Annotated in this window: 30 protein-coding genes; 14 read left to right on the top strand and 16 right to left on the bottom strand. The window is 71.0% G+C overall.

From position 1 onward, the window contains the following. Positions 1-91: 91 nt before the first annotated feature. On the bottom strand, positions 92-703 hold the full coding sequence (gene sigK, locus AB0F81_RS22115; protein ID WP_360200096.1) for an ECF RNA polymerase sigma factor SigK: 612 nt from the start codon (positions 701-703) through the stop codon (positions 92-94). A 65-nt stretch (positions 704-768) separates the two neighbouring features. On the opposite strand from sigK, the gene AB0F81_RS22110 reads away from it, so the two are divergent. Continuing rightward, positions 769-1,209: an MmcQ/YjbR family DNA-binding protein gene (locus tag AB0F81_RS22110; protein WP_360200094.1), complete on the top strand. Its 441-nt coding sequence runs from the start codon at positions 769-771 to the stop codon at positions 1,207-1,209. Here the strand turns inward: AB0F81_RS22110 and ligD are convergent. From ligD to AB0F81_RS22075, 7 genes are all read right to left on the bottom strand, one after another. Beyond that, complete coding sequence (ligD, locus tag AB0F81_RS22105) at positions 1,186-2,349, bottom strand: non-homologous end-joining DNA ligase (RefSeq protein ID WP_360200092.1); 1,164 nt, start codon at positions 2,347-2,349, stop codon at positions 1,186-1,188. The two genes, AB0F81_RS22110 and ligD, sit on opposite strands and share 24 nt — an antisense overlap. A 48-nt stretch (positions 2,350-2,397) precedes the next feature. Further along, positions 2,398-3,180 (bottom strand): hypothetical protein, encoded by a 783-nt coding sequence (locus AB0F81_RS22100; RefSeq protein ID WP_360200090.1) that lies wholly within the window; start codon positions 3,178-3,180, stop codon positions 2,398-2,400. Positions 3,181-3,258: 78 nt separating this feature from the next. After that, entirely contained in the window at positions 3,259-3,564 is a 306-nt protein-coding gene (locus tag AB0F81_RS22095) for a hypothetical protein (protein ID WP_360200088.1), read from the bottom strand. Further along, positions 3,564-4,709, bottom strand: coding sequence for a DUF6596 domain-containing protein (locus tag AB0F81_RS22090; RefSeq protein WP_360200086.1), 1,146 nt, complete (start codon positions 4,707-4,709; stop codon positions 3,564-3,566). The genes AB0F81_RS22095 and AB0F81_RS22090 overlap by 1 nt, the downstream gene beginning before the upstream one ends. A gap of 6 nt (positions 4,710-4,715) precedes the next feature. Continuing rightward, entirely contained in the window at positions 4,716-5,123 is a 408-nt protein-coding gene (locus AB0F81_RS22085; RefSeq protein WP_360200084.1) for a YciI family protein, read from the bottom strand. A 95-nt stretch (positions 5,124-5,218) separates the two neighbouring features. After that, positions 5,219-5,716, bottom strand: coding sequence for a pyridoxamine 5'-phosphate oxidase family protein (locus AB0F81_RS22080; RefSeq protein ID WP_360200082.1), 498 nt, complete (start codon positions 5,714-5,716; stop codon positions 5,219-5,221). Between the two features lie 61 nt (positions 5,717-5,777). Continuing rightward, positions 5,778-6,758: a carcinine hydrolase/isopenicillin-N N-acyltransferase family protein gene (locus AB0F81_RS22075; protein WP_360200080.1), complete on the bottom strand. Its 981-nt coding sequence runs from the start codon at positions 6,756-6,758 to the stop codon at positions 5,778-5,780. An 89-nt stretch (positions 6,759-6,847) separates the two neighbouring features. Between AB0F81_RS22075 and AB0F81_RS22070 the strand changes: the two genes are divergently transcribed. Both AB0F81_RS22070 and AB0F81_RS22065 read left to right on the top strand, forming a co-directional pair. Beyond that, positions 6,848-7,789, top strand: a complete 942-nt coding sequence (locus AB0F81_RS22070) for an ATP-binding cassette domain-containing protein (protein WP_360200078.1) — start codon at positions 6,848-6,850, stop codon at positions 7,787-7,789. Then, the gene (locus AB0F81_RS22065; RefSeq protein WP_360200076.1) at positions 7,786-8,532 is read left to right on the top strand and encodes an ABC transporter permease; all 747 of its coding nucleotides are present in this window, start codon (positions 7,786-7,788) and stop codon (positions 8,530-8,532) included. The genes AB0F81_RS22070 and AB0F81_RS22065 overlap by 4 nt, the downstream gene beginning before the upstream one ends. On the opposite strand, the gene AB0F81_RS22060 is transcribed toward AB0F81_RS22065, so the two are convergent. Next, positions 8,516-11,647: a BTAD domain-containing putative transcriptional regulator gene (locus AB0F81_RS22060; protein ID WP_360200074.1), complete on the bottom strand. Its 3,132-nt coding sequence runs from the start codon at positions 11,645-11,647 to the stop codon at positions 8,516-8,518. The two genes, AB0F81_RS22065 and AB0F81_RS22060, sit on opposite strands and share 17 nt — an antisense overlap. Positions 11,648-11,665: 18 nt before the next feature. On the opposite strand from AB0F81_RS22060, the gene AB0F81_RS22055 reads away from it, so the two are divergent. The 5 genes from AB0F81_RS22055 (at position 11,666) to AB0F81_RS22035 (ending at position 14,575) form a co-directional block, all read left to right on the top strand. Next, positions 11,666-12,010 carry a hypothetical protein gene (locus tag AB0F81_RS22055; RefSeq protein ID WP_360200072.1) on the top strand — a complete coding sequence of 115 codons (345 nt, stop codon included), beginning with the start codon at positions 11,666-11,668 and terminating at the stop codon, positions 12,008-12,010. 62 nt (positions 12,011-12,072) lie between these two features. After that, positions 12,073-12,858 carry a metalloregulator ArsR/SmtB family transcription factor gene (locus tag AB0F81_RS22050; protein WP_360200070.1) on the top strand — a complete coding sequence of 262 codons (786 nt, stop codon included), beginning with the start codon at positions 12,073-12,075 and terminating at the stop codon, positions 12,856-12,858. Between the two features lie 31 nt (positions 12,859-12,889). Next, positions 12,890-13,174, top strand: coding sequence for a hypothetical protein (locus tag AB0F81_RS22045; protein ID WP_360200068.1), 285 nt, complete (start codon positions 12,890-12,892; stop codon positions 13,172-13,174). 97 nt (positions 13,175-13,271) lie between these two features. Next, the gene (locus AB0F81_RS22040; protein ID WP_360200066.1) at positions 13,272-13,829 is read left to right on the top strand and encodes a hypothetical protein; all 558 of its coding nucleotides are present in this window, start codon (positions 13,272-13,274) and stop codon (positions 13,827-13,829) included. A 32-nt stretch (positions 13,830-13,861) separates the two neighbouring features. Beyond that, on the top strand, positions 13,862-14,575 hold the full coding sequence (locus tag AB0F81_RS22035; protein WP_360200064.1) for a hypothetical protein: 714 nt from the start codon (positions 13,862-13,864) through the stop codon (positions 14,573-14,575). A gap of 1 nt (position 14,576) precedes the next feature. On the opposite strand, the gene AB0F81_RS22030 is transcribed toward AB0F81_RS22035, so the two are convergent. From AB0F81_RS22030 to AB0F81_RS22020, 3 genes are read right to left on the bottom strand one after another with little or no spacing between them, the layout of a single operon-like run. Next, entirely contained in the window at positions 14,577-15,593 is a 1,017-nt protein-coding gene (locus tag AB0F81_RS22030) for an ABC transporter permease subunit (protein WP_360200062.1), read from the bottom strand. Further along, complete coding sequence (locus AB0F81_RS22025) at positions 15,590-16,438, bottom strand: ABC transporter ATP-binding protein (RefSeq protein ID WP_360200060.1); 849 nt, start codon at positions 16,436-16,438, stop codon at positions 15,590-15,592. The genes AB0F81_RS22030 and AB0F81_RS22025 overlap by 4 nt, the downstream gene beginning before the upstream one ends. Next, positions 16,435-16,824 carry a GntR family transcriptional regulator gene (locus AB0F81_RS22020; RefSeq protein WP_360200058.1) on the bottom strand — a complete coding sequence of 130 codons (390 nt, stop codon included), beginning with the start codon at positions 16,822-16,824 and terminating at the stop codon, positions 16,435-16,437. Before AB0F81_RS22020 ends, AB0F81_RS22025 begins: the two co-directional genes overlap by 4 nt. 265 nt (positions 16,825-17,089) lie before the next feature. Between AB0F81_RS22020 and AB0F81_RS22015 the strand changes: the two genes are divergently transcribed. The 6 genes from AB0F81_RS22015 (at position 17,090) to AB0F81_RS21990 (ending at position 21,009) form a co-directional block, all read left to right on the top strand. Beyond that, positions 17,090-18,442, top strand: a complete 1,353-nt coding sequence (locus tag AB0F81_RS22015) for a glycosyl hydrolase family 18 protein (protein WP_360200056.1) — start codon at positions 17,090-17,092, stop codon at positions 18,440-18,442. 95 nt (positions 18,443-18,537) lie between these two features. Then, entirely contained in the window at positions 18,538-19,056 is a 519-nt protein-coding gene (locus tag AB0F81_RS22010) for a DUF4240 domain-containing protein (protein ID WP_360200054.1), read from the top strand. A 34-nt stretch (positions 19,057-19,090) separates the two neighbouring features. Further along, a complete protein-coding gene (locus AB0F81_RS22005; RefSeq protein ID WP_360200052.1) occupies positions 19,091-19,612 on the top strand; it encodes a hypothetical protein in 522 nt (173 codons plus the stop codon). A 5-nt stretch (positions 19,613-19,617) separates the two neighbouring features. Next, positions 19,618-20,001, top strand: a complete 384-nt coding sequence (locus AB0F81_RS22000) for a hypothetical protein (RefSeq protein WP_360200050.1) — start codon at positions 19,618-19,620, stop codon at positions 19,999-20,001. Between the two features lie 37 nt (positions 20,002-20,038). After that, on the top strand, positions 20,039-20,563 hold the full coding sequence (locus AB0F81_RS21995; RefSeq protein WP_360200048.1) for a hypothetical protein: 525 nt from the start codon (positions 20,039-20,041) through the stop codon (positions 20,561-20,563). Next, a complete protein-coding gene (locus AB0F81_RS21990; RefSeq protein WP_360200046.1) occupies positions 20,560-21,009 on the top strand; it encodes a hypothetical protein in 450 nt (149 codons plus the stop codon). Before AB0F81_RS21995 ends, AB0F81_RS21990 begins: the two co-directional genes overlap by 4 nt. 30 nt (positions 21,010-21,039) lie before the next feature. Here the strand turns inward: AB0F81_RS21990 and AB0F81_RS21985 are convergent, their stop codons facing one another. From AB0F81_RS21985 to pntB, 4 genes are all read right to left on the bottom strand, one after another. Continuing rightward, complete coding sequence (locus tag AB0F81_RS21985) at positions 21,040-21,339, bottom strand: hypothetical protein (RefSeq protein ID WP_360200098.1); 300 nt, start codon at positions 21,337-21,339, stop codon at positions 21,040-21,042. 73 nt (positions 21,340-21,412) lie between these two features. Continuing rightward, complete coding sequence (locus AB0F81_RS21980) at positions 21,413-21,922, bottom strand: calcium-binding protein (protein ID WP_360200044.1); 510 nt, start codon at positions 21,920-21,922, stop codon at positions 21,413-21,415. A gap of 146 nt (positions 21,923-22,068) precedes the next feature. Then, the gene (locus tag AB0F81_RS21975; protein ID WP_360200042.1) at positions 22,069-23,214 is read right to left on the bottom strand and encodes a calcium-binding protein; all 1,146 of its coding nucleotides are present in this window, start codon (positions 23,212-23,214) and stop codon (positions 22,069-22,071) included. 65 nt (positions 23,215-23,279) lie between these two features. Further along, positions 23,280-24,728: a Re/Si-specific NAD(P)(+) transhydrogenase subunit beta gene (gene pntB, locus AB0F81_RS21970; RefSeq protein ID WP_360200040.1), complete on the bottom strand. Its 1,449-nt coding sequence runs from the start codon at positions 24,726-24,728 to the stop codon at positions 23,280-23,282. Between the last annotated feature and the right edge of the window lies 1 nt (position 24,729).

Genomic DNA, 24,729 nt, shown 5'->3' with positions numbered 1-24,729 from the left:
CCTACGATCCCGCCCGGCACGGCAACGCCGTACGCCTCATTCAACCTGGACAAAACGATCTGCTCGCTGCCTGAGGTTGACACAGGGAGTGTCATGCCGCTACCCCCGTGGACAGGCAGTCACGCAGGCGGATCAGTCCCTCGCGCATGCGCGATTTCACGGTCGGCAGGGGTACGCCGAGCAGCCGCGAAACCTGCGGGTAGGAGTGCCCTTGGTAGTACGCGAGGGTGACCGCCTGCCGTTGCAGCCCGGTGAGCGCGTCGAGGCAGTGGCGCACCTGCTGGCGTTCCATCCGGGCGGTGACCTCGTCGGCGACCGCGTCGAACGGCGTGTCCACCGAGGAGACGCCGACCTGGAAGGTGCGGTTGCTGGCGGCCTGCTCGGCGCGGACCCGGTCGACGGCGCGGCGGTGCGCGATCGTGAAGACCCAGGCGGTCGGTGAGCCGCGGTCCGGGTCGAACTGGGCGGCCGAGCGCCAGACCTCGACCAGCACCTCCTGGGCGACCTCCTCGGCCTGGGCCGGATCGCGCAGCACCCGCCGGATCAGGCCGTAGACACGGGGGGCGACCAGGTCGTACAGCTTGCCGAAGGCTTTCTCGTCGCCGCGGGCGACGGCCTGCAGCAGCCGGCCGGCGTCCGGCGGGTGGGCGCCGGGCACCGGGGTCAGATGGTCCCGTCGCCCACCGAGGCCACGCTCTGTCATGCCGCTGGTTCGGCGCTGCCGCGCCCGTGGATGGGTCTGACTTTTTCCGGGTTACGGTGAGGGGCGTGGCCGACGACGACAGCCTGCCCGCCCGGGTCGAGGACGTGCACGAGCTCGCCTCGGCGATGCCGCACGTCACCGTGGAGTACGGGCCGGGTGACAACCCGGTCTACCAGGTGGGCCGCAAGTCGTTCGTCTTCTTCCGCAACCCGCGGCCGGACGCCGTCGATCCGGACACCGGCGAGCGCTACCCCGACGTGATCGTCTTCTGGGTGCCGAACGAGGCGGACAAGCAGGCCCTGGTGCAGGACGGGACGACACCGTTCTTCACCACCGCGCACTTCGACGGCCACCCGTCCGTCCTGCTGCGCGCGTCCCGCATCGGCGAGCTGACGCGCGGGGAACTGGCCGAGATCATCCAGGACGCGTGGCTCTCCCGCGCTTCCGCCCGCCGGGCGGCGGCCTGGCTGAGCGCGCAGCCGTCAGGCGGCCTCGGCGGGGAGTAGGTCGGCCAGGTCGACGCCGGCCTCGGCCAGCAGGCGCTGCAGCGTGGTGATGCTCAGCCCGTCCACTGTGTTGTCGGTGACCGTGTTGACCAGCCGGTAGAACTGGTTGCGGCCGCGCCGGACCACCTCCACCCGCCACCGCCGGTCCGGGCTCTCCAGCGCGCCCTCGATGCTCTCCCGCGACTGCGCCGTCCGTGCCGTCTGCGCCGCCTGCGGCGGCTGGTCGGTGCGCAGCCCGCGCCACGACGGATGCCGCAGCCGGTTGTCCGGCGTCCAGTTGCGGAACGCCACCTCGCCGACCAGCACCGGTTCGACCCAGTGGGCGTGCCGGGCGAACTCGCGCGGCACGTCGCCGACCGGCGGCGTGGCCCGGTGCAGCGGGGCGAGCTGGTCCATCAGCTGGGCCAGCATCACCGCGGTGAACCCGGTGCCGACGTGCCCGGCGTACACCAGCCGGTCGCTGCGATCATGCACGCCGAGCAGCAGCGATCCGATGGTCCCGGCGCGCCGGCCGGCGCCGGCTTTCCAGCCGATGACCACGACCTCTTGGGTACGGATCAACGGCACCTTCGTCCAGTCGGCGGACCGTTTGCCCGGCCGGTAGGGCGCACCGAGCCGTTTCGCGACCACACCCTCCAGGCCACCGACCTCGGCGGCGCGCAGAACGGCCTGGCCGTCGACGTCCCGGAAGGTCGGCGGCGTGGTGAGATGCAGGCCTTCGAGGAGCTCGCGGCGTTGCTCGTAGGGCAGGTCGAGCAGGGACCGCCCGTCGAGATGGAGCAGGTCGAACACGTAGTAGACGACCGGCACCGTGGTGAGCAGGGCCGCCGACGGCCGGCTCACGTGGATGCGGTTGGCGAGCCGCGCGAATGACGGCCGGTCACCGGGCTCCAGGGCAACGATCTCCCCGTCCAGGACGGCGGTGTGCCCGGCCAGCAGTGTGCCGAGCTCACCCAGCTCGGGGTAGGTGGTGGTGATGTCGAGGTGGTTGCGCGACAGCACCCGCACCCCGTCGGCGCTGATGTAGCTGATGGCGCGGACGCCGTCGTACTTGAACTCGAACGCCCACCCGGCGCCGGCCGGCAGGGCGCCGGCGGCGGCCAGCATCGGCGGAACGAGATCCGGTACGGCGTCGGTCACCAATTCTGCCTACCCCAGTCGAGGGCCAAGGTCACGGTATTTCTGGTTTCAGATCACCAGGGGCGGTGGCGCCTTGCGCGGTGGCGCCGGTGGGATGGGTGGTCGTGGCGCGCCGGCGCCGGGCGGCACGGTGAGGGTGGCCGTGCGCGGCCGCACCGCCTTGCCCCGCCCGGCCGAGCGCAGCTCGAGGGTGCAGTGGCGCAGCCGGCCGCGCCCCTGGCCGAGGCCGTGCCACTGCCGGGAGACGGTTTCGATGGAGAGCTCGGCGCCGGGCCAGCTGCGGGTGGGGATGAGCACGCTCCCGCGCTGCCGGGCCCGGCTGGACAGAGACCGGGCCAGCCCCTCGGGCACCTCGGCGGGCGGGGCGACGGCCACCAGGTCGATGCCGTCGAGGAGGGTGCCGACCACGGCCGGCCAGTCCGGCCCCGGATCGGGCACGAACGCGAGCCGCTCGGCGGGCACCCCGTAGTCCTGGACGGCGGCCAGCACCCCGAAGGACGGCATGCCGACGACGCACGCCCACGAGCCGGTGTCACGCATCGCACCGGCCAGCAGCAGCATCAGCAGGCTGGTGGAGCCGACCGCGCTGATGGTGGCGCCCTTGCGCAGCCCACCCGACCAGGGCAGCAGCGGCAGCAGCATGGGGTCGGTCGGCAGGATCTGGGTGGCGTCGGGCGTGACCTCGGCCTGGTCGGCGGTCTGCACGGCGTGCGCCAGCGCGGCGGTGTTGCCGCGCTGCTCGGCCGCCTGGTTGACGCGCTGGAGAGCGGCGAGCGCGTCGGCCACGCCGCTGATCTTGCCGTCGCCGGTCCATTCCTGCCGTGAGCCCACGCCTGCCCCCTTGCCTGGTGCCGTGTCGCGGGGGAAGACGCGACGTCCGCGCTTCGAACGTTTGTTCTAACCGGCAGCCTAGCGTACCGGTGGAACTCCCGCACGGAACTCACGCAGACCCCGCTCCCAGCGCTCGCGCCGCTGCTCCAGGGTCTGCTCCCACCAGGGGACGCCGCGTTCGCCGAGCGCGACCTTCGCCGCCTGCACCCGGGTGCGGGCGGGTTTCGGGTCCCGGTCCGCGCGCAGCGCCGCGCCGACGTCCCGCCGTGCGGCCATCAGCGCGCGGCGCAACTCGGCGGCGACGTCCTCCGGGATGGCCGGGTCGGTCGCCCGCCACCGGCGCCCCTTGATCACCACGTAGCGCTGTTCCTCGTCGCCGGTCATCAGCCGCGCCGTTCCGCGTTGAGCCGGGCCGCCTGCCGGGTGAGGTGCTCACGTTCGGGCAGGCTGTGCGCGGACCGGGCGGCCTCGGCGTAGAGCCGGGCCGCGGTGGCGAGGTCACCGTCCCGCTCGTGCAGGTAGGCCGCCACGGCGGTGTAGCGCGGCAACCCGGGGTCGAGCTGCGCCAGCGCGGCCAGGCCGGCCCGCGGACCGTCCGCCTCGCCGACCGCGACGGCCCGGTTCAGGCGGGCCACCGGGCTGTCGGTGAGGCCGATCAGCTCGTCGTACCACTCGACGATCTGCACCCAGTCGGTCTCCTCCGCCGTACGCGCGTCGGCGTGCAGCGCGGCGATCGCCGCCTGCGCCTGGAACTCGCCCAGCCGGTCCCGGGCCAAAGCGGCCTGCAGCACGTCCACGCCCTCGGCGATCATGCGGGTGTCCCAGAGGCCGCGGTCCTGCTCGGCGAGCGGTACGAGCCGCCCGTCCGGACCGGTCCGCGCGGCCCGCCGGGCGTGGTGCAGCAGCATCAGCGCGAGCAGCCCGGCCACCTCCTCGTGCTTGATCCGGGCGGCCAGCCGGCGGGTGAGCCGGATCGCCTCGGCGGCCAGGTCGACGTCGCCGGAGTAGCCCTCGTTGAAGACCAGGTACAGCACGCGCAGCACGGTGGCGACGTCGCCGGGCTGGGTGAACCGGACCTCCGAGACGGTCCGCTTGGCCCGGCTGATCCGCTGGGCCATGGTCGCCTCCGGCACCAGGTAGGCCTGGGCGATCTGCCGGGTGGTCAGCCCACCGACCGCGCGCAGCGTGAGCGCGACCGCCGAGGCCGGGGTCAGCGACGGATGCGCGCACAGGAAGTACAGCTGGAGGGTGTCGTCGGTCTGCCCGGCCGGGCCGGGCGGCGGTTCCACCTCGACGAGCGCCTCGCGCCGGCGCCGGGAGGCGTCGGCGCGAGCGGCGTCCAGGAACCGGCGCCAGGCCACGGCGACCAGCCACCCCTTGGCGTCCCGCGGCGGGTCGTCCGGCCAGGCGCGGACCGCCTCGACCAGGGCGTCCTGCACGGCATCCTCGGCCGCCGCGAAGTCGGCTCCGCGGCGGACGAGGATCCCGATCACCGTGGGGGTGAGGGACCGCAGAAGGGCCTCATCCACGGTGTGTCACTCGGTGATGGTCGGGGGCATGGTCAGGATCGGGCGCACCTCGAGCCACTCGTGGATCGGCTTGCCGCCCGCGCCCGGCGCCGCGGACAGCTCGGCGGCCAGCTCCAGCGCCCGGTCGTAGCTCTCCACGTCGATCATCATCCAGCCGGCGATCAGGTCCTTGGTCTCGGCGAACGGGCCGTCGGTGACCGGCGGGCGCCCCTCGCCGTCGTAGCGGACGAACGTGCCCTCGGCCTGCAGCGCCTGACCGTCGACGAACTCGCCGGTGTCCTCCAGCCGGGCGGCGAAGTCCTGCATGTACTTCATGTGGGCGGACACCTCCTCGGGCGTCCACTGGTCCATCGGCACGTCGTTGACCGGGGCCGGCGCGCCACGGTAGTGCTTGAGAAGCAGGTACTTGGCCATGGTGATCTCCTTGGAACGGTACGGCCCATCGTGGCCGTGTGCGATGCGGGGACGGAGCCGAACCCGGGTTCTCGACATCTTCGCGTCAAGAACTTTCAGGCGCGCTGGCGCTCCTCCCGCTGCCGGATCAGTTCCTCGACCGCGCTCGGCAGGGTGGTATCGAAATCGATCAGTTTCGCCCAGGTCGGGGTCACCACGATCCGGACCATGCTCCGGTAGAGCGAGCGCACCTCCGCCTCCCACGCCACCCGCTGCTCGGGCGTCATCCGGTAGGTGCCGCTGGCCTGCATGTACTCGTCCGGGATGCCGTCGACGAGGTCCAGCTCGGCCCGGCCGCGGATCAGCAGGATCATCGGCGGGTGCACCTCGGTGTCGATGGTCAGGGCCACCATCGGGTTGGCCCGCAGCGCCGGGAGCTTCGGGGCGTTCGGCGTCGTACACATGACGATCGTCGAGCCGTTCCAGACGAACCCGATCGGGACGTTGCGGGGTGTGCCGTCCTTGGCGACATAGGCCAGGCGGGTCAGGTCGCGGGCCAGCAGCTCCTGGCTGATCGGCCGCTGCAGAACCTCGGTGATCTCGTCGGGTCGCACGGTGGTTCCTCCTCGTTCAGGTCGTTTCCCCGGGGACGGAGCCGGCACCGCGTTCTCGACATCAGGTGCGCGCCATGGGCAGGGTGAATTCGTGCACCGCGGACCAGTCCTGGCGGGCGACCACGTGCATCACCCCGCTGTGCGGCTGGTAGGTCACCGACCACTGGGTGTGCGGCTGCGCGACGGCGCGGAGCACGTCGAAGGCCTGCTCCCGGTTCAGCACGCCGTCCCGTTCGGTGAGGGTGGCTTGCGCGGTGGCGTAACGCCGGTCGGCCTGCCGGGTGGTGGCGTCCGAGCCGGCCAGCCGGAAGTTGGTCAAAGCGTGCCAGCGCGGGCCGCCGCGGGTCACCACCCGGCGGCCGTCGACGAACTCGACCACCGCCGAAGCGCCGGACCGGTCGGCGATCAGGTAGTGCAGCGGCGGGCCGCCGTCGAAGTCGAGGTTGAACCGGTCGATCAGGGCGAGGGCCTCCTCGACCGTCGCCGCCCGGTCGAGCATCAGCCGCAGGATGCGCACGCTGCCGACGGTCGGCCGGTCGGGGCGCGTCTCGGCCCGGCCGGACTCGTCGGCGGCCATCCCGACCACCAGCCCCCGATCGTTCATGCCGTCGAAGGGCAGCAGCGGCGCGCCGAGCAGCCGGCGGCGGGCGTCGTCGTCGGTCAGCGGATCGACGCCGGCCGGGACACCGAGATAGAACAGGTCGACGATGGACACCGAGGCGTAGCCGTCCGGCGGATCGGTGTGCAGCACCAGCGCCGGGTTGGGATCCCAGTCGAAGTTGCGGGCGAAGACCGACCGCCCCGGGTCGCCGGTGGCGTAGAACAGCGAGCAGCCGAACGGTTTCGCGGACGGGGGAAGCGGCACGCCGGCCAGCTCGTCGTAGTCGCCGGTGAAGGTCATCGCGTACATGTGAGTGCCGGGAATCCGGCGCAGGCCGGCCAGAGAGGCTGTGCCGGCAGTGCTCGCCTCGGGCGGGCTCGAGCAGGCGGCCACGCCCACCATCAGCGCGGCCAGCAGCATCGCCGTGATTCCGCGTCGCATCGCTACACGGTAACCCCGGGCTCACCGCGTCAGGGGCCGTGTCAGAGGCGTGACAGGGCGGTGTCAGAGCGGGCCCCGATCTTAGGTGCATGCGAAGTTCAGCGATTGAGGTCTCCGGGCTGCGAAAGGCCTTCGGCGACAAGAAAGTTCTTGACGGCATCGACCTGACGGTTGCGGCGGGCACGATCTTCTCCCTGCTCGGCCCGAACGGCGCGGGCAAGACCACGACGGTCAACGTGCTCACCACGCTCATGCAGGCCGACAGCGGTTCGGTACGCGTCGCCGGCCACGACGTCGCCACCGAGGCCAAGGCGGTGCGCGCGCTGATCGGGGTGACCGGCCAGTTCGCCGCGGTGGACGAGCTGCTGTCCGGGCAGGAGAACCTGCAGCTGATGGTGGACCTGAACCGTGCGGTCACCGGCAACGGCAAGCGGATCGTCAACGACCTGCTGGAGCGTTTCGAGCTGACCGAGGCGGCGCAGAAGCCCGCCGCGACCTACTCCGGCGGCATGCGCCGCAAGCTGGACCTGGCGATGACGCTGGTCGGCAACTCGAAGATCATCTTCCTGGACGAGCCGACCACCGGGCTGGACCCGCGCAGCCGGCGCACCATGTGGGAGATCGTCCGCGGGCTGGTGGCCGACGGGGCGACCATCTTCCTCACCACCCAGTACCTGGAGGAGGCCGACCAGCTGGCCGACCGGATCGCGGTGCTCGACCAGGGCCGCCTGGTCGCCCAGGGCACCCCGGAGGAGCTCAAGCGGCAGATCCCCGGCACGCACGTCCGGCTCCGGTTCGCCACGGTCGCCGACCTGGACGCGGCCGCCCGGCTGTTCGCCGACTCCACCCGCGACGCCGAGGCGCTGACCCTGCGGGTGCCCAGCGACGGAGGCACCACCTCGCTGCGGGCGCTGCTGGACCGGCTCGACGAGCACTCGCTCGGCGCCGAGGAGTTCTCGGTGCACACCCCCGACCTTGACGACGTTTTCCTCGCCCTGACGGGCCACGCCACGGAGGTGGGCGCCAAATGAGCAAGAACCAGTCGGCCGTGATGCTGCGACGCAACTTCAAGCACCTCACCCGGAACCCGACCTCGGTCTTCAACGCGGTCCTGATGCCGGTCGTGATGATGCTGATGTTCGTGTACGTGTTCGGCGACGCCTTCGACGTCGGCGTCGACTACATCGACTACGCCACACCGGGCCTGATGCTGCTGGCCGTCTGTTACGGGCTGGGCGCCACCGCGACGTCGGTGAACTCGGACATGACCAAGGGCATCATCAACCGGTTCAAGGTCATGGACGTCTCCCGCAGCGCCGTGCTGAACGGGCACGTCGTGGCCAGCGTGCTGACCAACCTGATCGCCATCGGGGCCCTGCTCGGGGTGGCTTTCCTGCTCGGCTTCGACCCGTCGGCGAGCCTGCTCGACTGGCTCGGCGCGATCGGCATCGTGGTGCTGCTCGGCCTGGCGGCCGGCTGGTTCACGATCGCCCTGGGCCTGGCCGCCAAGTCGCCGGAGACCGCGGGTATCGCGGCTGTGCCGCTGGTCATGCTGCCGTTCTTCAGCAGCGCGATCGTGCCGGCCGAGCTGATGGGACCTGGTGTCCGGCAGTTCGCCGAGTACCAGCCGTTCACGCCGATCATCGAGACCCTGCGCGGTTTCCTGAACGGCTCGCCGGACACCACCGACCTGATCGTCGCGGTCGCCTGGTGCGTCGGGATCACCCTGGTCGGATACCTGTGGGCGTCCGCCACGTTCAAGAAGCGAGCGTGACCTCGGCCAGCTGACCCCAGTCGGCATGCGTACCCTCCTCAGCCGCCTCGGCGAACCTCTCGCCGAGGCGGCTTCGTGCCGCCTGCTCGATGCGGGCCAGGTCCGGGTGGGAGCGGTCCGGCAGCCCGCGCTGGGCGACGCTCGCCGCGAGCAGGCGGGCGACCTGTTCGTGCTGCTCCTGGCGCAGGGCCAGGTCCGCGACACCGATGAGGACGTGCGCGATCAGCAGCGGGTGTCCCGCCTCGGCGGCCGCCCGGCAGGCCGCGGCACGATGCGCCCGGCTCTCGGCGAGGTCACCGGCCAGATAACCGAGCACGTCGTGCCGGGTGGCGCGGACGCTCGACTGTTCTGCCTTGTCGCCGAGCAGGGCCGTCGCGGCGTCGAGCTGCCGGTGCGCCTCGTCGGCGTCGCCGTCCCAGCGGGCCAGTTCCGCCTTGGCGAAGGCCAGTTCGGCCAGGGCGTCGGGCCAGGTCACGCGAGCCGCGTACCGTTGCGCCTCGGCAAGAGCGGCCGCGCTGGCGGCCTGGTCTCCCTGCAGCCAGCGCAACTGTGCCTGCCGCGCCCGCATGTGGATGACGTCCTCGATGGAGCCCAGCTCGGTCACCACCGTGACCGCCTCGTCGTAGTGCTCGCACGCGCCGGCGAACTCGCCGCGCGTGGCGAGGCGGTCGGCCAGTTCCATCAGGGCGAAGTAGATCCCGAACCGTTCGCCCAGCGCCCGGAACTCGGCGAGGGCCTGCCGCAGATAGGCCTCCCCCTCCGGGCCGAGCAGTCCGTGGTTGATCCGCGACTTGCCCATGTGCAGGCGGGTCAGCGCGCGGACCCAAGGGTCCCGGCTGTCCAGCAGGGGATCCCACGCGGTCAGGAAGGACTCCGGCGCCCGCAGCATGCGTTCCAGCGGAACGATCAGCTCCAGCACCGGGTTGGTGATCGGGCCGCGCCGGCTGAGCTCGTACGCTTGGTGGATCCACTCCGCCGCGTGGTTCTCGTCGGCCCGCCCGGAGCTGGCGAACATCGAGATCAGGCCGTAGACCACGGCCCGCGTCTCGTCGGTCACCTCGCCCGGCACACCGGCGGCCGCGGTGATCAGTTCGATGCCCTCGGCCTTGTGCCCGCTGAGCCACCAGTACCAGCCGGCGCCCGCCGCGAGCCGCATCGCCGCCTGCGCCTCCCCGGCGGCGACCGCGCCGCGCAGCGCCGCGCCGATGTTGTCGTGCTCGGCCTCCAGCCCGGCGAGCCAGGTCAGCTGCTCGGCGCGGCGCAGGTGCGGATCGGCGGCCTCGGCGAAGTCGGTGAAGTAGGCCAGGTGTGCCCGGCGGGCCGGCTCCGATTCGCCCGCCTCGGCGAGCCGGAGCCCGGCGTACTCCTTGATCGTGCCCAGCATCCGGTAGCGCGGGGTGCTGTCGCCCGCGGTGACCAGCAGCGATTTCTCCGCCAGCGAGGTGAGCAGCTCGAGCACCTGCTCCGGCTCGACGCCGTCGCCGGCGCAGACCCGCTCGGCCGCTTCCAGGCCCGCGCCGCCGGAGAAGACCGAGAGCCGGCGCAGCACCGTCCGCTCGGCGTCGCTGAGCAGCTCCCAGCTCCAGTCGACCATCGCGCGCAGCGTCCGGTGCCGGGGCAGCGCGGTCCGGCTCCCGCTCGTCAACAGCCGGAACCGGTCGTCGATCCGGTTCGCGAGCTGCTCCAGAGACATCGTGCGCAGCCGGGCCGCGGCCAGCTCGATCGCCAGCGGCATCCCGTCCAGCGCCCGGCAGACCCGCGCCATCGTCGCCAGGCTGCGGGCGTCGATCGTGAGGTCCTTGCGCACCGCTCCCGCCCGGTCCCGCAGCAGCTGGACCGCGGGGGAGGAGCCGGCGTCGGCGTCCCGCTCCGGCACGGTCAGCGGCTCGACCGGCCACAGTGCCTCGCCGGTGATGCCGAGCGGTTCCCGGCTGGTGGCCAGGATCCGCAGCCGCCGGCACTCGCCGAGCAGCCGGTGGGCGAGCGCCGCCGCCGATTCGATCACGTGCTCGCAGTTGTCCAGGATCAGCAGCACCTCCCGCTCGCGGATGGCGGCCACGAGCCGGTCGGTCAGATCCGCCTCCGGCGCCCCGCCGAGCAGGGCGTCACGCAGGCCGAGCGCGCTCAGCGTCGGCTGCGCCACGTCACCGTCCGCGCCGATGGCCGCTAGCTCCACCAGCCAGACCCCGTCCGGCAGGTCGCCGAGCAGGGTGCGCGCGGTCTCGGTGGCGAGCCGGGTCTTGCCCGAGCCGCCCGGCCCGATCAGCGTGGTGAGCCGATGCCCGGCGACGAGGTCACGGACCGCCGCGATGTCCGCGTCCTTGCCGACGTAGCTGGTCAGCTCGGCGCGCAGGTTGGTCCGGCGCTCCTCGGCGCGCCGGCCGACGTCGCCGCGCAGCAGCGCGACGTGCAGTGCGGACAGTTCGGGGGAGGGGTCGGCGCCCAGCGCCTCGGCCAGCTCGTCCTTGGTGCGCTGGTAGACCAGCAGGGCCTCGTTGCCGCGACCGGCCGCCGCCAGGGCCCGCATCAGCGCCGCGGCCAGCCGTTCCCGCACCGGGTGCGCGGCCACCAGGTCGGTCAGTTCGGTGACCAGTTCCGCGCCGTGCCCGAGGGCGGCCTCCGCGTCGAACCGGTCCTCCAGCGCGGTCAGGCGCAGCCCTTCGAGCCGGGTCACCGCGGCGTTGAACGCCGCGCTGTCCGGCAGGCCGATGTCCTGCATGGCGGCGCCGCGCCACAGGGCGAGAGCTTCACGCAGCATTCGTACGCGTTGAGCGATGTCATCGTGCCGCGCCTGACTAGCGCTGACGAGCCGCTCGAACCGCACCGCGTCGACGGCATCGGGCGCCACCGTCAGCCGGTAGCCGTCCGTCTGCCCCTCGATCGTCTGCTCGGGCAGTGCCTTGCGCAGCCGGGAGACCAGCCGGTGCAGGGCGTTCGTCGCGTCCGCGGGCGGCTGCTCGCCCCAGATCCAGTCCACCAGAGTCGCTTTGGGGACCACACGACCGGGTTCCAGCGCGAGGGCGGCCAGCAGCGCGCGCAGCCGCGCGCCCGGCACGTCGGCGAGGACACCGTCGTCCGTGCGAACCTCGAACGATCCGAGCATCCCGATCAGCACCAGCAGATTTTGCCACGGGTGAAGATCCGGCCGGTCCGGCGCGGCCTCAGCGTGCGGGCGCGCGAGTACGGTCAGGGTGTGACCGGGCAGAAGAACGACCGCGTCGAGGACGTGGCCCTGCTCATCCTCCAGTGGCTGGGCGAGCAGGGTGTCGACGCGATGATCAGGGTGGATGCCGAGAGGCAGGCCGAGGGAAAGCCGGCCTGGACCTTCGCGGCCAGTGGCGGCCCGCTGGAGTGGGGCATGCGCGCTGACGGGCGGGACGCGCGGGAGTGCATGTCACGCGCGGTGGTCAAGCTGCGGGAACTCGGCGTGCAGGTGCCGGCCGGCAACGCCGATGCGGGTGACCGCCACCGCGCCTAGCAGACGAGCGCCGCGACGACACGGTTGACATTATGCAGGCAGCTGCCTGCATAATGCAGGTCATGGTCGGTGACATGGACATGGTGTTCAGAGCTCTCGCCGACCCGACCCGCCGCCGGCTGCTCGACAGCCTCCGCGAGGAGGACGGCCAGACGCTGGGCCGGCTGTGCGGGCGCCTCGCCATGACGCGACAGTCGGTGACCCAGCACCTCGGTGTGCTCGAGGACGCCAACCTGATCAGCGTCGTCCGGCGGGGCAGGGAGAAATGGCACTACCTCAACCCGGTCCCCATCCATGAGGTGCAGCAGCGGTGGATCGCCTCGTTCGAGGAGCCCCGCCTGCGCGACCTCGCCGCGATCCGGCGCCACGCAGAGGAGACGCACATGACCGCCACCAAACCCGCCTACGTCTACGTGACCTACATCCACGCGACCCCGGAACGGGTCTGGGAGGCGCTGACCGACGCCGACCTGACCGGGGCGTACTGGGGGCATCAGAACATCTCCGACTGGCAACCCGGGTCGTCCTGGGAGCATCGGCGCACCGACGGCTCCGGCATCGCCGACGGCGGCGGCGTCGTGCGGGAGGCGGTCCCGCCGAAACGCCTGGTCATCACCTTCGGTGAGGCGGCCGGCGACGACGGGCCGGAGGTCACCACGGTCACCTTCCTCATCGAACCGCACCACGAGATCGTCCGGCTGACCGTCACCCACGAGAACCTCGCGACCGACGAGGACGTCCAGGCGATCTCGCTCGGCTGGCCCGCGGTCATGGCCAACCTCAAGTCCCTGCTGGAGACCGGAAAGGCGCTGCCGCGGGCGCCGTGGGAGATGCCGGCCGGCCTATGATCCGCACGCCGTCCGCACTACGTTGTGGACCATGAACCGACATCGATCTCTGTTCGGCGGGTTGCTGGCCACCCTCCTGATCGCCGCCGTCGCGGTGGTGGCCCTGCCGGGCGCGGCGAGCGCGGCCACGACCCCACCCGGTGGCCGGGCGAACTACACCGTGGCCCTGATGCGCAACGTCGGCACCCAGTCGTTCGTCCGCCTCGCCCAGTACAGCCTGCGCAGCGACAACTCGATCCGGATGGATTACTGGGCGTGGAACGCCCAGACCCCCCGGCCCCAAGGCCTCGTCCGGCCTGACGAGCGGCGGGTGTGAGTTCACCTGCCAGATCTGGACGCCGGACGGATTCCAGGGTGCGCCGAGCCAGCTCTTCGGCACGTGGTCGATCACCGGCACCGACGACGTCACCATCGTGTGGTCCAACGGCCAGGCCGAGCGGTGGAAGTTCGCCAACCTGGCGACCCTCACGCAGTTGACGCTGGCGAGCCACCCGACCGCCACCGTCGGCTGGGGTTGGGGCAGCACGAAGGGCTTCAACTACGGGGTGTCGACCCGGGCCATCTTCGAGTCCAACATGCCTCCCCTGTCCGGCCGGTGGCAACAGAACAACTGGGGCACGATCATCGGCGGAGACAGCACGCAGTTGCAGGTCAGCGCGAACGGCAGCATTCCGGCGAAGCTGTGCAACGACAACTGCATCGACATCTCGACGCCGCCGAAGGGTCCCGACGACCTGGGGAACAAGGCCTACATCGGCGGCACCGGCACCGACCGGAAGATGTTCTACAACCACGAACTGCGCAAGGTTTACGCGGCGGACTGCCCGGTCCGTGGCCACCTCAAGGCGGGGCTGCAGATCATCGACGACACCGGCGCCTTCCGCGGCCTGATCATGGTCGAGGCGTCGCTCGCCGACAAGACCTATGGCACCAACATCCTCACCATCTTCGACCTCAACAACGTCGTCTAGCGTCACTCCATCAAACAACCGAAGGGGTACGGGTGAGCTCGCCGACCGGGCCGTTCGACCAATGGCTGACGCCGCGCCGGGAAATGTCGTGGCGGCCCGGTTCCGCGGCGATCTCCGAACCGATCGCGAAACTCGGCGGGCAACCGTTCTGGCTCGACGAGCCGTTCTGGCCGGTGTCGGCGAGCTCCGGTGACCCGATGACTTTCATCGGGCAGTTCCCGGCACCGGGCGGCGCCGCGCTGGCCTACCTGTTCCTCAGCGACGCCGACGGCAGCTACGACCCGGACGGCGGCGAGAACGCGCTGATCGTCCAGCCGGGCGGGCGGATCCCGTCGTTCCTAAAAGGCGAGAACCGGCGGACCGGGCCGTCACTGTGGCGGCGCGGAACCGACTGGAACGACCGCGTCCCGGTGGAACTGCACATCGACCTGCGGCCACCCGACCCGGCGACCCTCCCGGTCTACGAGCGGCAACTGGCCGAGCAGGACGCCGAGCGCCGGGGTGAGCCGCTCGAACCTGATGAGAACGCCTACCTCGAGAAGCGTGACTATCTCGGCGGGCGGCCGGTGTTCTGGCAACCCTGGGCGGTCGAGGAGATCGGCGAGTCGTGGCGGTTCTTCTTCCAACTGGACGGCGCCGAGGGCTCGGGTGACGACGCGTTCGCGCTGCCTTACGGCGGCGGCACCGGATATGCCTTTCTGAGCGAGGATCAACGGGAGGGCCGCTTCTTCTGGGACTGCGCCTGAATCAGGCCAGCCGGCGCCGGATCCACCACAGGGAGAAGACCGACAGGGTCGCGGTCAGGGCGATCAGCAGGCCGAATTCGCGCCACTGCAGGGGCCAGAATTGCGAGCCTTCGACGTACGTCAGCTGTTGACCGAGATTTTGCTTTTTGAGCCAGAGCGGGCACGTCTCGTTGTCGCGGGGCGCCTCGGGGCCGCACAGGGTGGGGTCCGCCGGGCCGCGAAACTCGGCTCCGGTCGGGGTCACCGTGGTGTTCGACAGGATCCAGGCGCCCCGGACGTCGGGCTCGACGTGGATCTGCATCTCCTTGGTCTCCTCGCTCATCGAGATGCCGAACCGGCCGTCCACGTTCAGCGGGGTGGTCGTGGTGACCCTGTCGGCCAGCAGGGGACGCACCAGGAACGGCCCGGCGAGCTGCAGTCCGGCGACCACCAGCAGGGTCACCGCCATCGCGGTGACGGTCCGCCGCAGGAGCAGCCCGGCGGTGACCCCGACCACGAAGGCCAGCGCCGCGTAACCGACCGGCACCAGGCCGCGCGCCGCGAAGACCAGCGGGTTGAGCCGGTCCGCGGAGGCCGCGTCGATCGGCTGCGCCCACCGGCTCAGCATCAGGCTGAGCAGACCGGTGCCGAGCGCGGCGGCCACGCCGCCGAAGACCAGCTTGACCAGCAGCCAGCGGCCGCGGCTCACGGTCTGGCTGAAGACCATCCGGTACGTGCCGGACTCCAGCTCCCGGGCGACCAGCGGCGCACCCCAGAAGATGCCCAGCAGCACCGGCAGCAGGATCAGCGTCGCGATGGCGGCCAGGTGCATGTCGTGGGCGAGGTTCTGCTGCACGGACTGCAGGAAGGTCTTGCCGGCGCTCGCGCAGGCGTCGCCCTGACAGCCGGTGTAGCCGGCCCGCGCGGCGAGGTCGGACACGTCGACCCAGGTCAGCGCGAGGCCGGCCAGGAGCACCACCAGCAGGCCGCCGGTCACCGAGGCCGGGGCCCGGAACTGGCGCCAGGTCATCCAGATCATCGCTGTCCCTCACTCATGTACGCCAGCACGATGTCCTCCAGGTCCATCCGGTTCACCTGCCAGTACGGGTCGTCGATCGGTGCCGTGCTGCGCACCACCAGCGTCGACTGCACGTCGGTGTGGCGCTGCTCGACCACGGCCCGGCCGGCGCCCAGATCGGCCCGGTCACGCCGCGCCCCGACCAGCCGGTGGTGGCCGGCCAGCAGCTCGTCGACGTCGCCGGCCACCCGCACCCGGGAGGCGACCAGCACGATCAGGTAGTCGCAGACCCGCTCCAGGTCGGCGACCAGGTGCGAGGACATGACGATGCTCATGCCCTGCTCGGCGGTCAGCTCCATCAGGCTTTGCAGAAAGTTGCGCCGGGCCAGCGGGTCGAGGGCGGCCACCGGCTCGTCGAGCAGCAGCAGCTCGGGCCGCTTGGCGGCGGCCACGGTCAGCGCCAGCTGGGCGCGCTGACCGCCGGAGAGCTTGCCCGCCTTCTGCGCCGGGTCCAGGCCGACCTGGGCGATGCGGCGCTCGGCCAGCCCGGCGTCCCAGCCCGTGTTGAGATGCGCGCCCATCCGCAGGTGCTCGGCGACGGTCAGGTTCGGGTAGACCGGGGTGTCCTGGGCGACGAAACCGACCCGCGGCGACCCGCTCACCGGCCGCTCGCCGAGCACCTCGATCCGCCCCGCGGTCGGATCGAGAAGCCCGCAGGCGAGCTGCAGCAGGGTGGACTTGCCGGCCCCGTTCGGCCCGACCAGGCCGACGACGTGCCCGGCCGGGACGTCGAGGGTGCAGTCGGACAGGGCGGTGCGACGGCCGTACCGCTTGGTCAGAGCGTCCGCGATCAGAGCGCTAGTCATGCTCGGGCCTCCGAAAACGCACGAAAAGTGCTGAGGAACAGCGCCTCGATGCTCTCGTCGTCGAGGCCGGCCTCGCGGGCCTCGGACAGCCAGCCCTCCAGCCCGCGCCGCAGTGGCTCGTGCTTGCCCAGCGAGTCGCTGCCGAGTGATCGGGTGACGAACGTGCCCAGGCCGGGCCGGGCGGCGACCAGGCCTTCGTACTCCAGCTCGCGGTAGGCCTTCGACACCGTGTTCGGGTTGATCGCGACCTGGCCGACCACCTCCTTCACGGTGGGCAGTTTGTCGCCCTCGTGCAGGAGCCCGAGCCGGAGCGCGTGCCGCACCTGCTGGATGAGCTGCATGTAGGGCGCGACCCCGGAGCGCGAGTCCAGATGGAACTCGATCACCTCACCACCTCATTCCACTAGTTTCCTAGCACAATAGCGGTGGCCGACCACTTAGTACAGTGCCGACCGTGACGGTGCGGTCGGTTGTCTTCGATGTCGGTGGCGTACTGGCGACCTCAACACCCTGCTGTCGATGTAACACGTCATCTTGTTCCGGAACCGGGCGCTTATATTGACGCTCTTCTTTTAACTTTCTTAATCTTTGACGGCCCGCAGTCATCCCCACGGCGTGCCCGCACGCCGGACACGAAGGGTCGTCATCCCCATGAGCATCAGAAGAAGGAGCAGGCTCGCGACGATCGCCGCGGCGGCTGTCGTCGTTGCGCTCGCCGGCCAGGACGTCTCGCACGCCGCGGTGCTGCCCAACGGTTTCAAGAGCGTCGGCTACCTGCCGTCCTGGGCGGGCAGCGTCACCAGCGTCCAGTACAGCAAGCTCACCCACATCAACTACTCGTTCGCGCTGCCCAACGCCAACGGCACCCTGCAGCCCATCGAGAACACCGCCAAGCTGCAGCAGCTCGTCACGCTCGGGCACCAGAACAACGTCAAGATCTCGCTGGCCATCGGTGGCTGGAACGACGGGAACGACTCGGCGTTCGAGTCACTGGCCGCGAACGCCGGCACCCGCACCACGTTCGTCAACTCGGTGATGAACGTCGTCCGCCAGTACAACCTCGACGGCATCGACATGGACTGGGAGTACCCGGACCCCGGCGCCTCGGCGACCAACTACACGGCGCTGATGCAGCAGCTCAGCACCGCCCTGCACAACGAGGACAAGCTGCTGACCGCCGCGGTGGTCAGCGAGGGCAACACCGCCAACGGGGTGCAGCCTGCCGTGTTCGGCTACGTCGACTGGCTCAACATCATGGCCTATGACGGCGGCACGCCGCACGCCGGCTATGACTGGTCGATCAACGCCGCGAACTTCTGGAAGAGCCGCGGCCTGCCCAAGGCCAAGACCGTGCTGGGCGTGCCGTTCTACAGCCGGCCCGGCTACTACACCTACGCCCAGTTGGTGGCGATGGACCCGGCCAACGCCAACCGGGACTGCACCACGGTGGGCGGCGCGCAGCAGTGCTACAACGGCCTGCCGACCGTCCGGCGCAAGACCCAGTGGGCCCTGGCCAATGCCGGCGGCATCATGAACTGGGAGCTGTCGCAGGACGCCACCGGCGCCAACTCCCTGGTCAGCGCGATCTATGAGACCGTCATGGGCGGCAGCGCGCCGACCGGCCGGACCGGCCCGATCACCGGCATCGCCGGCAAATGCGTCGACATCGCCGCGGCCGGCAGCGCCAACGGCACAGCCGTCCAGCTTTACGACTGCAACGGTACGGGCGCGCAGAGCTGGACGGTCGGCACCGACAGCACCATCCGTGGCCTCGGCAAGTGCCTGGACGTGGCCGCCGGCGGCACCGCGAACGGTTCGCTCGTCCAGATCTACGACTGCAACGGCACCGGCGCGCAGCAGTGGCAGGCCCAGTCCAACGGCACCCTGCGCAACCCGGCCAGCGGCAGGTGCCTGGACGCCCAGAACAACAGTTCGGCGAACGGCACCCGCTTGCAGATCTGGGACTGCTTCGCCGGCGCCAACCAGCGCTGGACCCTGCCCTGACGGCGGACGGGATCCGCGGACAGCCGGCCGCGGATCCCGCCGAAGCCGAAAATGTCGGTGGGGCGGTTTAGTCTCGCGCCGTGATGATCGAGGGTGTGGGGCGCTTGCCGACCGCGGGTGAGGAAACTCGGTTCTGGGATCTCGTCGAGTCGGCGTGGGCGGCGTGCGGGCCGGAGCAGGCCGGACTGCGCCGGGCGCTGGTGGAGCGTGACCCCGCCACCGATGACGGCAACGACGGTCTCTATGCGCTCGACGACTGGCTGGAGTCGTTCCTGGAGCATCTGCGGCGGCTGTCCGCCGGCCTGTCGAGCGCGGAGCTCACCGATCTGGACCGGGTGGTCGAGCGCAAGCTGTTCGACATCGACCGGGAGGAGATCCACGAGTTCACCGACGGTTCCGACGACGGGTTTCTCTACTGTCGCGGCTTCGTCGTCGCGGCGGGCCGCGAGTTCTACGACGCGGTGCACGCCCGCCCCGCGATGGCGGTGCTGGACGCGGAGTGTGAGGCGATGTGCTACTTCTTCGCGCACCTGCACAACGAGCGCTTCGGCGACTATCCGGACACCGGGTCGGGTGTCTCGCGGGAGTCCTGCCGCAATCCCGACGGCTGGTGAGCTGGGGTTTGCCAAGATCGTTTATGGTGTGGCGATGCAGCGATGGTGGCCGGTGGTGGCCGTGATGACGACCGCATTCGCGCTGGCCGGCTGCGCGGAGAGCGCCGCCGACAAGCCCGCGGCGAGCAAGGGCGCGAAGCCCGCGGCGAGCAAGAGCGCAACGACCGAGCCGGCGGCCGGCCAGACTGCGGCGACCGAGCCGGCGGCGGGCCAGACCGCGGCGACCGAGTCGACGGCCGGCGCGACGGCAACGAGCGAGCCTGCGGGCGGCGACACCGCGGCGACCGAGCCGGCGGGCGACAGCTTCGTGAGCGTGGTCCGGGCGCAGTTGCCCGACGTGGCCCGGGATCGGCCGGCCGCCGAGATCCAGGCGATCGCGGACCTCGCCTGCGCCGACCTCGCCGTCGGCAAGAGCGCCGACGACGTCGTCGCGGCGGCCCGCACGTTGGGCACGCTCGACGCGGAGGCGACCGACCAGGCCACCGCCCGGGAGCTGATCAAGCTGGCGATCGACACCACCTGCCTGGACCAGCGCGACCGCGTCGACGACTTCTGACGGCCATGATCGAGTTCGCCGCCCACGACGTCATCGCCCGCCGGGAAAGCCTGGCGGGCCGGGTGCGCGACGCTCTCGCCATCGCCGGGCTGCCGATCGTGGCTCCCGACATGGATTGCACGCTGGGCCGGCCGGGCGCCGAGGTGCGGGTCGACAAACTCGCCGACGCCCATGCCCCGGTGCGTGTCGAGTGGCATCCGGACCGCGTGCTGCAGGAGGCCTTCCTCGCGGACCAGGCCGATGCGCACTACCTGGTGGTGCTGGAGGGCATGCTCCGGGTCATCACCGAGATCCTGACCTCCGCGGGTTTCCCGGTCCGCGACAGCACCAACGACTTCGCGCCCTTCACCCTCGAGGTGCTCGGAGCACCCCCTGATTCCGCAGATTAGGGGTGCCGGCACGGCGCGCTTCGTCCATCGTGGATGCGTGATTGCCATGCTGGTTCCTGCCCAGGTGCCCCCGCCCTCCCGCACCGCGGTCGGGGCGGCTTACACGGCCGCTGCCGCGGCGACCGCCGGATTCATACCGCTGCACCTGATCTGTGCGCTCGGCGTCCCGCTGTTCGCCGACCCCGACCGGTTCGCCGCGTGGCACGCCGACGGTGGCGGCATCTATCTGCTCACCCTCAACCTGCTCGCGATCCTGCCGGCGATCCTCGCGCTGGCACTGGTCCGACCGTGGGGACTGCGGTTTCCGGACTGGGTGCCGGTCTGGCGGGGCGAGGCCGTGCCCCGGGTGTTGCTGCTGGTGCCGGGCTACGGACTCGCCGTGGTGCTCGCCGGGTACACCGTGTTCGCGGCGGTGCTCGCCGTCGTGCAGTGGGACGATCCGGCCGCCATCTTCAGCCCGTGGACCGGTCTGTGGGGCATTCCGCACTTCATCCTCTGGGCCGGCGGCCTCACCATCGCCACCAGGTCGTACGCGAGGCGCACCGCGGCGGACCGGGAATGACCACCGAGCGGGACAAGCGCGCCGTTCGCCCGCCGTGGCACATGTGGGTGGTCGCCGTCGCGACGTTCGCGATCTACTTCGGCGGAGCCCGTGACTTTCTGCGAATCCTGGCGAACGACGCCGACTACATGGTCCGGCAGTTCGGCGAGCCGGGGGTGAACTACTTCGCGGACTATCCGCCGGTGTTGCGCTTGATCTGGGCGATCAACATCGTCGGCGGGCTCGTCGCGCCGTGTCTGCTGCTGGCGCTGAGCCGGTGGGCTCTGGCGGCCGCCGCGGTCGCCGCGGCGGCTCAGGTCGTGCTGCTGATCGTGACGTTCGGCTTCCGCGACCGGTGGGACGCGCTGGGCGCCGCGACGTCCTGGTTCGACATCGGCATCGGCGTCGCCACCGTCGCGCTGGTCGGGTACTGCTGGGTGATGCGCCGCCGCGGCACGCTCCGCTGAGCGGTGCACACGGCGGCGCGGAGCCCTGAATCAGCGCTCGCAGTCGCGCTCCGTGTCGTCGGCGCCCTGCGTACAGTTGTCGCCGACCGCGCCGTTGGGGCCGCCGTCGAGCAGGTCGGCGGCGTCCGGCGTCTCGAGGCCGCTGAGCCAGTCGTCCCCGGCGTCACCGAAGATCTGGTCCCGGCCGTATCCACCGATCAGCGAGTCGTTGCCCAGGCTGCCGTGGATCAGGTCGTCGCCGCCGTTGCCCATGATCGTGTTGGCGGCGGCGCCCCCGTAGAGAACGTCGTTGCCCGAGCCTCCAGAGGCGGCCTCGACGTCGGCGCCGATGGCGTCGCCCTCGCCGGGGAGACCGTCATCGGCGTGGCCGACCGTTCCACCGAGATCGACGGTGACCGCCTTCTCATATGCCCAGTAGTCGGCCGTGTCGAGGCCGCTGCCCCCCGACCAGGACGTCCGCCGCCGTGCCGGTGGAGTAGTCGTCGCCGGTGAGCGTGTCGTGGTCGGCGCCGCCGTCGAGGTAGTCGTAGCCCTGGTCGCCGTGCAGGTGGTCGTTGCCGGACCGGCCGTAGACCCGGTCGTTGCCCGAGCGGCCCCGCACGTGGTCCCCACCGGAGCCGGCGTACACCACGTCGTTGCCGGAGCCCGCGTACACCAGGTCGCTGCCGCCGAAGCCGGAGATCCGGTCGTTGCCGCTACCGCCATGGAGGTGGTCGTGGCCGCTGCCCCCGGAGACCTTGTTCTGCTTGCCGGTCGCCGCCTTGTACTTGACCTCGACTCGGCCATGCGAGAAGTAGCCGGCGGAAACGACGCCGGTGGACGCTGCCAGGGCGGCGGGCGCGGTGGCGACGCCGACCGAGACGGTGGTGAGGAGTGTGACCCCGACGCGGGTCAGCCAGGTGGAGCGAGACATGCAAATCATTTCGGATCATCCGCCGTGAGCGGACAGCGTAGATCGCCCCCGCCACCCTGGACGGTCCGCCCGAAGTCACCGCCGTAGCTGCTCGCGCACTGGTGGTTGCGGCTCCGGGCCGCGAGAGGCGGCCCGGAGCCCCGATGTCAGCGCTCGCAGTCCCGCACGGTGTCGGCGGCGCCGGCCAGGCACTGGTCGCCGAACGCACCGTTGAAGCCGCCGTCGAGGAAGTCGGCGTGGTCCGGGTCGTCGACGCCGGTGAGCACGTCGTCGCCGTCGTCGCCGAAGACGGAGTCCTTGCCCGTCGAGCCGTTCAGCCGGTCGTTGCCGCCCTCGCCGTGGATGCGGTCGTTACCGCCGTTGCCGTGGATCTCGTTGCTGAGGCGGCCGCCGTAGATGAGGTCGTCGGCACTGCCACCGAGGGCGTTCTCCACGTCGACGTCGATGGCGTCGCCCTCGCCGCTCACCCCGTCATCGCGGTGATCGAGGCCGCTGGCGAGTTCGAGCAAGAGCGGCGCCCGGTACGAGCTGTAGTCGGCGACATCCGTGCCACTACCGCCGACGAGGACGTCCGCCGAGATGCCGGTGGAGTACACGTCGCCGGTGAGCCGGTCGTTGCCGTCGCCACCGTCGAGCCAGTCCGCGCCCTGGTTGCCGAAGATGTTGTCCCGGCCGGTCAGGCCGTACAGGACGTCGTGGCCGGTGTCACCCCACACGTAGTCGTCACCGGAACCGGCGTAGACCACGTCGTTGCCGGAGCCGGCGAAGAGCGCGTCCGCGCCGCTGGAGCCGGAGAGGCGGTCGTTGCCGGAGCCGCCGATGAAGTAGTCGTTGCCGCCGTTGCCGTACAGGCGGTCCGCGCCCGTGTGGCCGTTGAGACGGTCGGCGGACGACCCGCCGGTGAGCACGTCATCGGCGCTGCCGCCGTCGGCGTACATGGGGACCGACGTCTTGTTGGTCACCGAGTCGGCGCGGTCGTAGGTGTAGACCTGCACCTGGGTGGGCGGGTACTTCAACTTGCAGCGAATCCTGGTCTTGTCGCCGGAGACCTTGGTGCAGCCCTTGCCGGCGCGGATCGCCACCTTGTCGTCGATGGTGACGGTCTTGCCGGAGCGGGTGATGACGACCTTGTTCTGCTTGCCGGTCGCCGCCTTGTACTTGACGACGGTCTTGCCCGAGACGGACACGACGCCGGTCGACGCGCCGAGGGCGGCGGGCGCGGACGCCACACCGACCGCGGCGGTCGTGAGAAGGGTGACCCCGATTCGGGTCAGCCAGGTGGAACGGGACATACGAAAATCCTTCCGGATCATCCTCCGTGAGCGCGCATCCTACAAAGGACGATCAACAAGGATGATCAGCGGCGAGCCGCCGCCGGGGCGTTCGCGGTGACCGCCCGCAGGATGTCGTCGACCCGTTCTTTGGCGTCACCGAAGAGCATCGCGCAGTTCTCCCGGAAGAAGAGCGGATTCTGCACGCCGGCGTAGCCCGAGGCCATCGACCGCTTGAACACGATGACGTTGTCGGCTTCCCAGACCGTCAGCACCGGCATGCCGGCGATCGGGCTGGCCGGGTCGTCGGTGGCGGCCGGGTTCACCGTGTCGTTGGCGCCGATGACCAGCACCACCGACGTACCGGTGAAGTCGTCGTTGATCTCGTCCATCTCCAGGACGATGTCGTAGGGCACGCGCGCCTCGGCGAGCAGCACGTTCATGTGACCGGGCAGCCGGCCGGCCACCGGGTGGATGCCGAAGCGCACGGTCACGCCGCGCTCGCGCAGAACCCGGGTGAGTTCGGCGACGCCGTGCTGGGCCTGGGCGACCGCCATGCCGTACCCGGGCGTGATGATCACCGAGTCGGCGGTGCTGAGCAGTTCGGCCACACCCTCCGCGGTGATCTCGCGGTGCTCGCCGTAGTCCTTCGCGTCGGCCGGGCCGGCCTCGATGCCGAAGCCGCCGGCGATGACCGACAGGAAGGACCGGTTCATCGCCTTGCACATGATGTAGGACAGGTAGGCGCCGGACGAGCCGACCAGCGCGCCGGTGACGATGAGCAGGTCGTTCTCCAGTAGGAAGCCGGCGGCCGCGGCGGCCCATCCGGAGTAGCTGTTGAGCATCGACACCACCACCGGCATGTCGCCGCCGCCGATGCTGGCGACCAGGTGCCAGCCGAGCAGCAGGGCGATGGCGGTGACCACGATCAGCAGCCACAGCTGGGGCGCCACCACGAACCAGGCGGTGAGCGCGGCGAAGGCGACCAGCGCGCCGACGTTGAGCAGGTTCTTGCCGGGCAGCATCAGCGGGCTGGACTTGATCCGGGCGGAGAGCTTGAGGAACGCCACGATCGATCCGGTGAACGTGACGGCGCCGATGAAGACGCCGATCACCACCTCGGCGCTGTGGATGCCGAGCATCTCCTGGCCGGCCAGCAGGGCGGCTTCGGGGCCGTCCGGGTGCGCCTCGACGTGCAGGTAACCGTTCCAGCCGACCAGCACGGCGGCGAGGCCGACGAAGCTGTGCAGCAGGGCGATCAGCTCCGGCATGCCGGTCATCTCGACCTTGCGGGCCCGGTACAGGCCGATCACGGCGCCGATCAGGGTGGCCACCACGATCAGCGCCAGTCCGATCGTACTGATCTCGCCGTCGATCGCGAGAGCGATCGTGGCGACCAGGGCGACGGCCATGCCGGCGATGCCGAAGCTGTTGCCGGCCTTGGCGGTCTCGTGCCTGGACAGGCCGGCCAGCGCCAGGATGAAGAGCAGGGCGGCGACGATGTACGCCGCCTGCGCCGCGGTTTCGACGGTCATC

It is taken from the genome of Actinoplanes sp. NPDC024001, from assembly GCF_040638955.1.
In the GTDB taxonomy this organism is placed as follows: Bacteria; Actinomycetota; Actinomycetes; order Mycobacteriales; family Micromonosporaceae; genus Actinoplanes.
The sequence above is the reverse complement of the archived record's forward strand: the minus strand, read 5'-3'. Positions and strand labels throughout refer to the sequence as shown.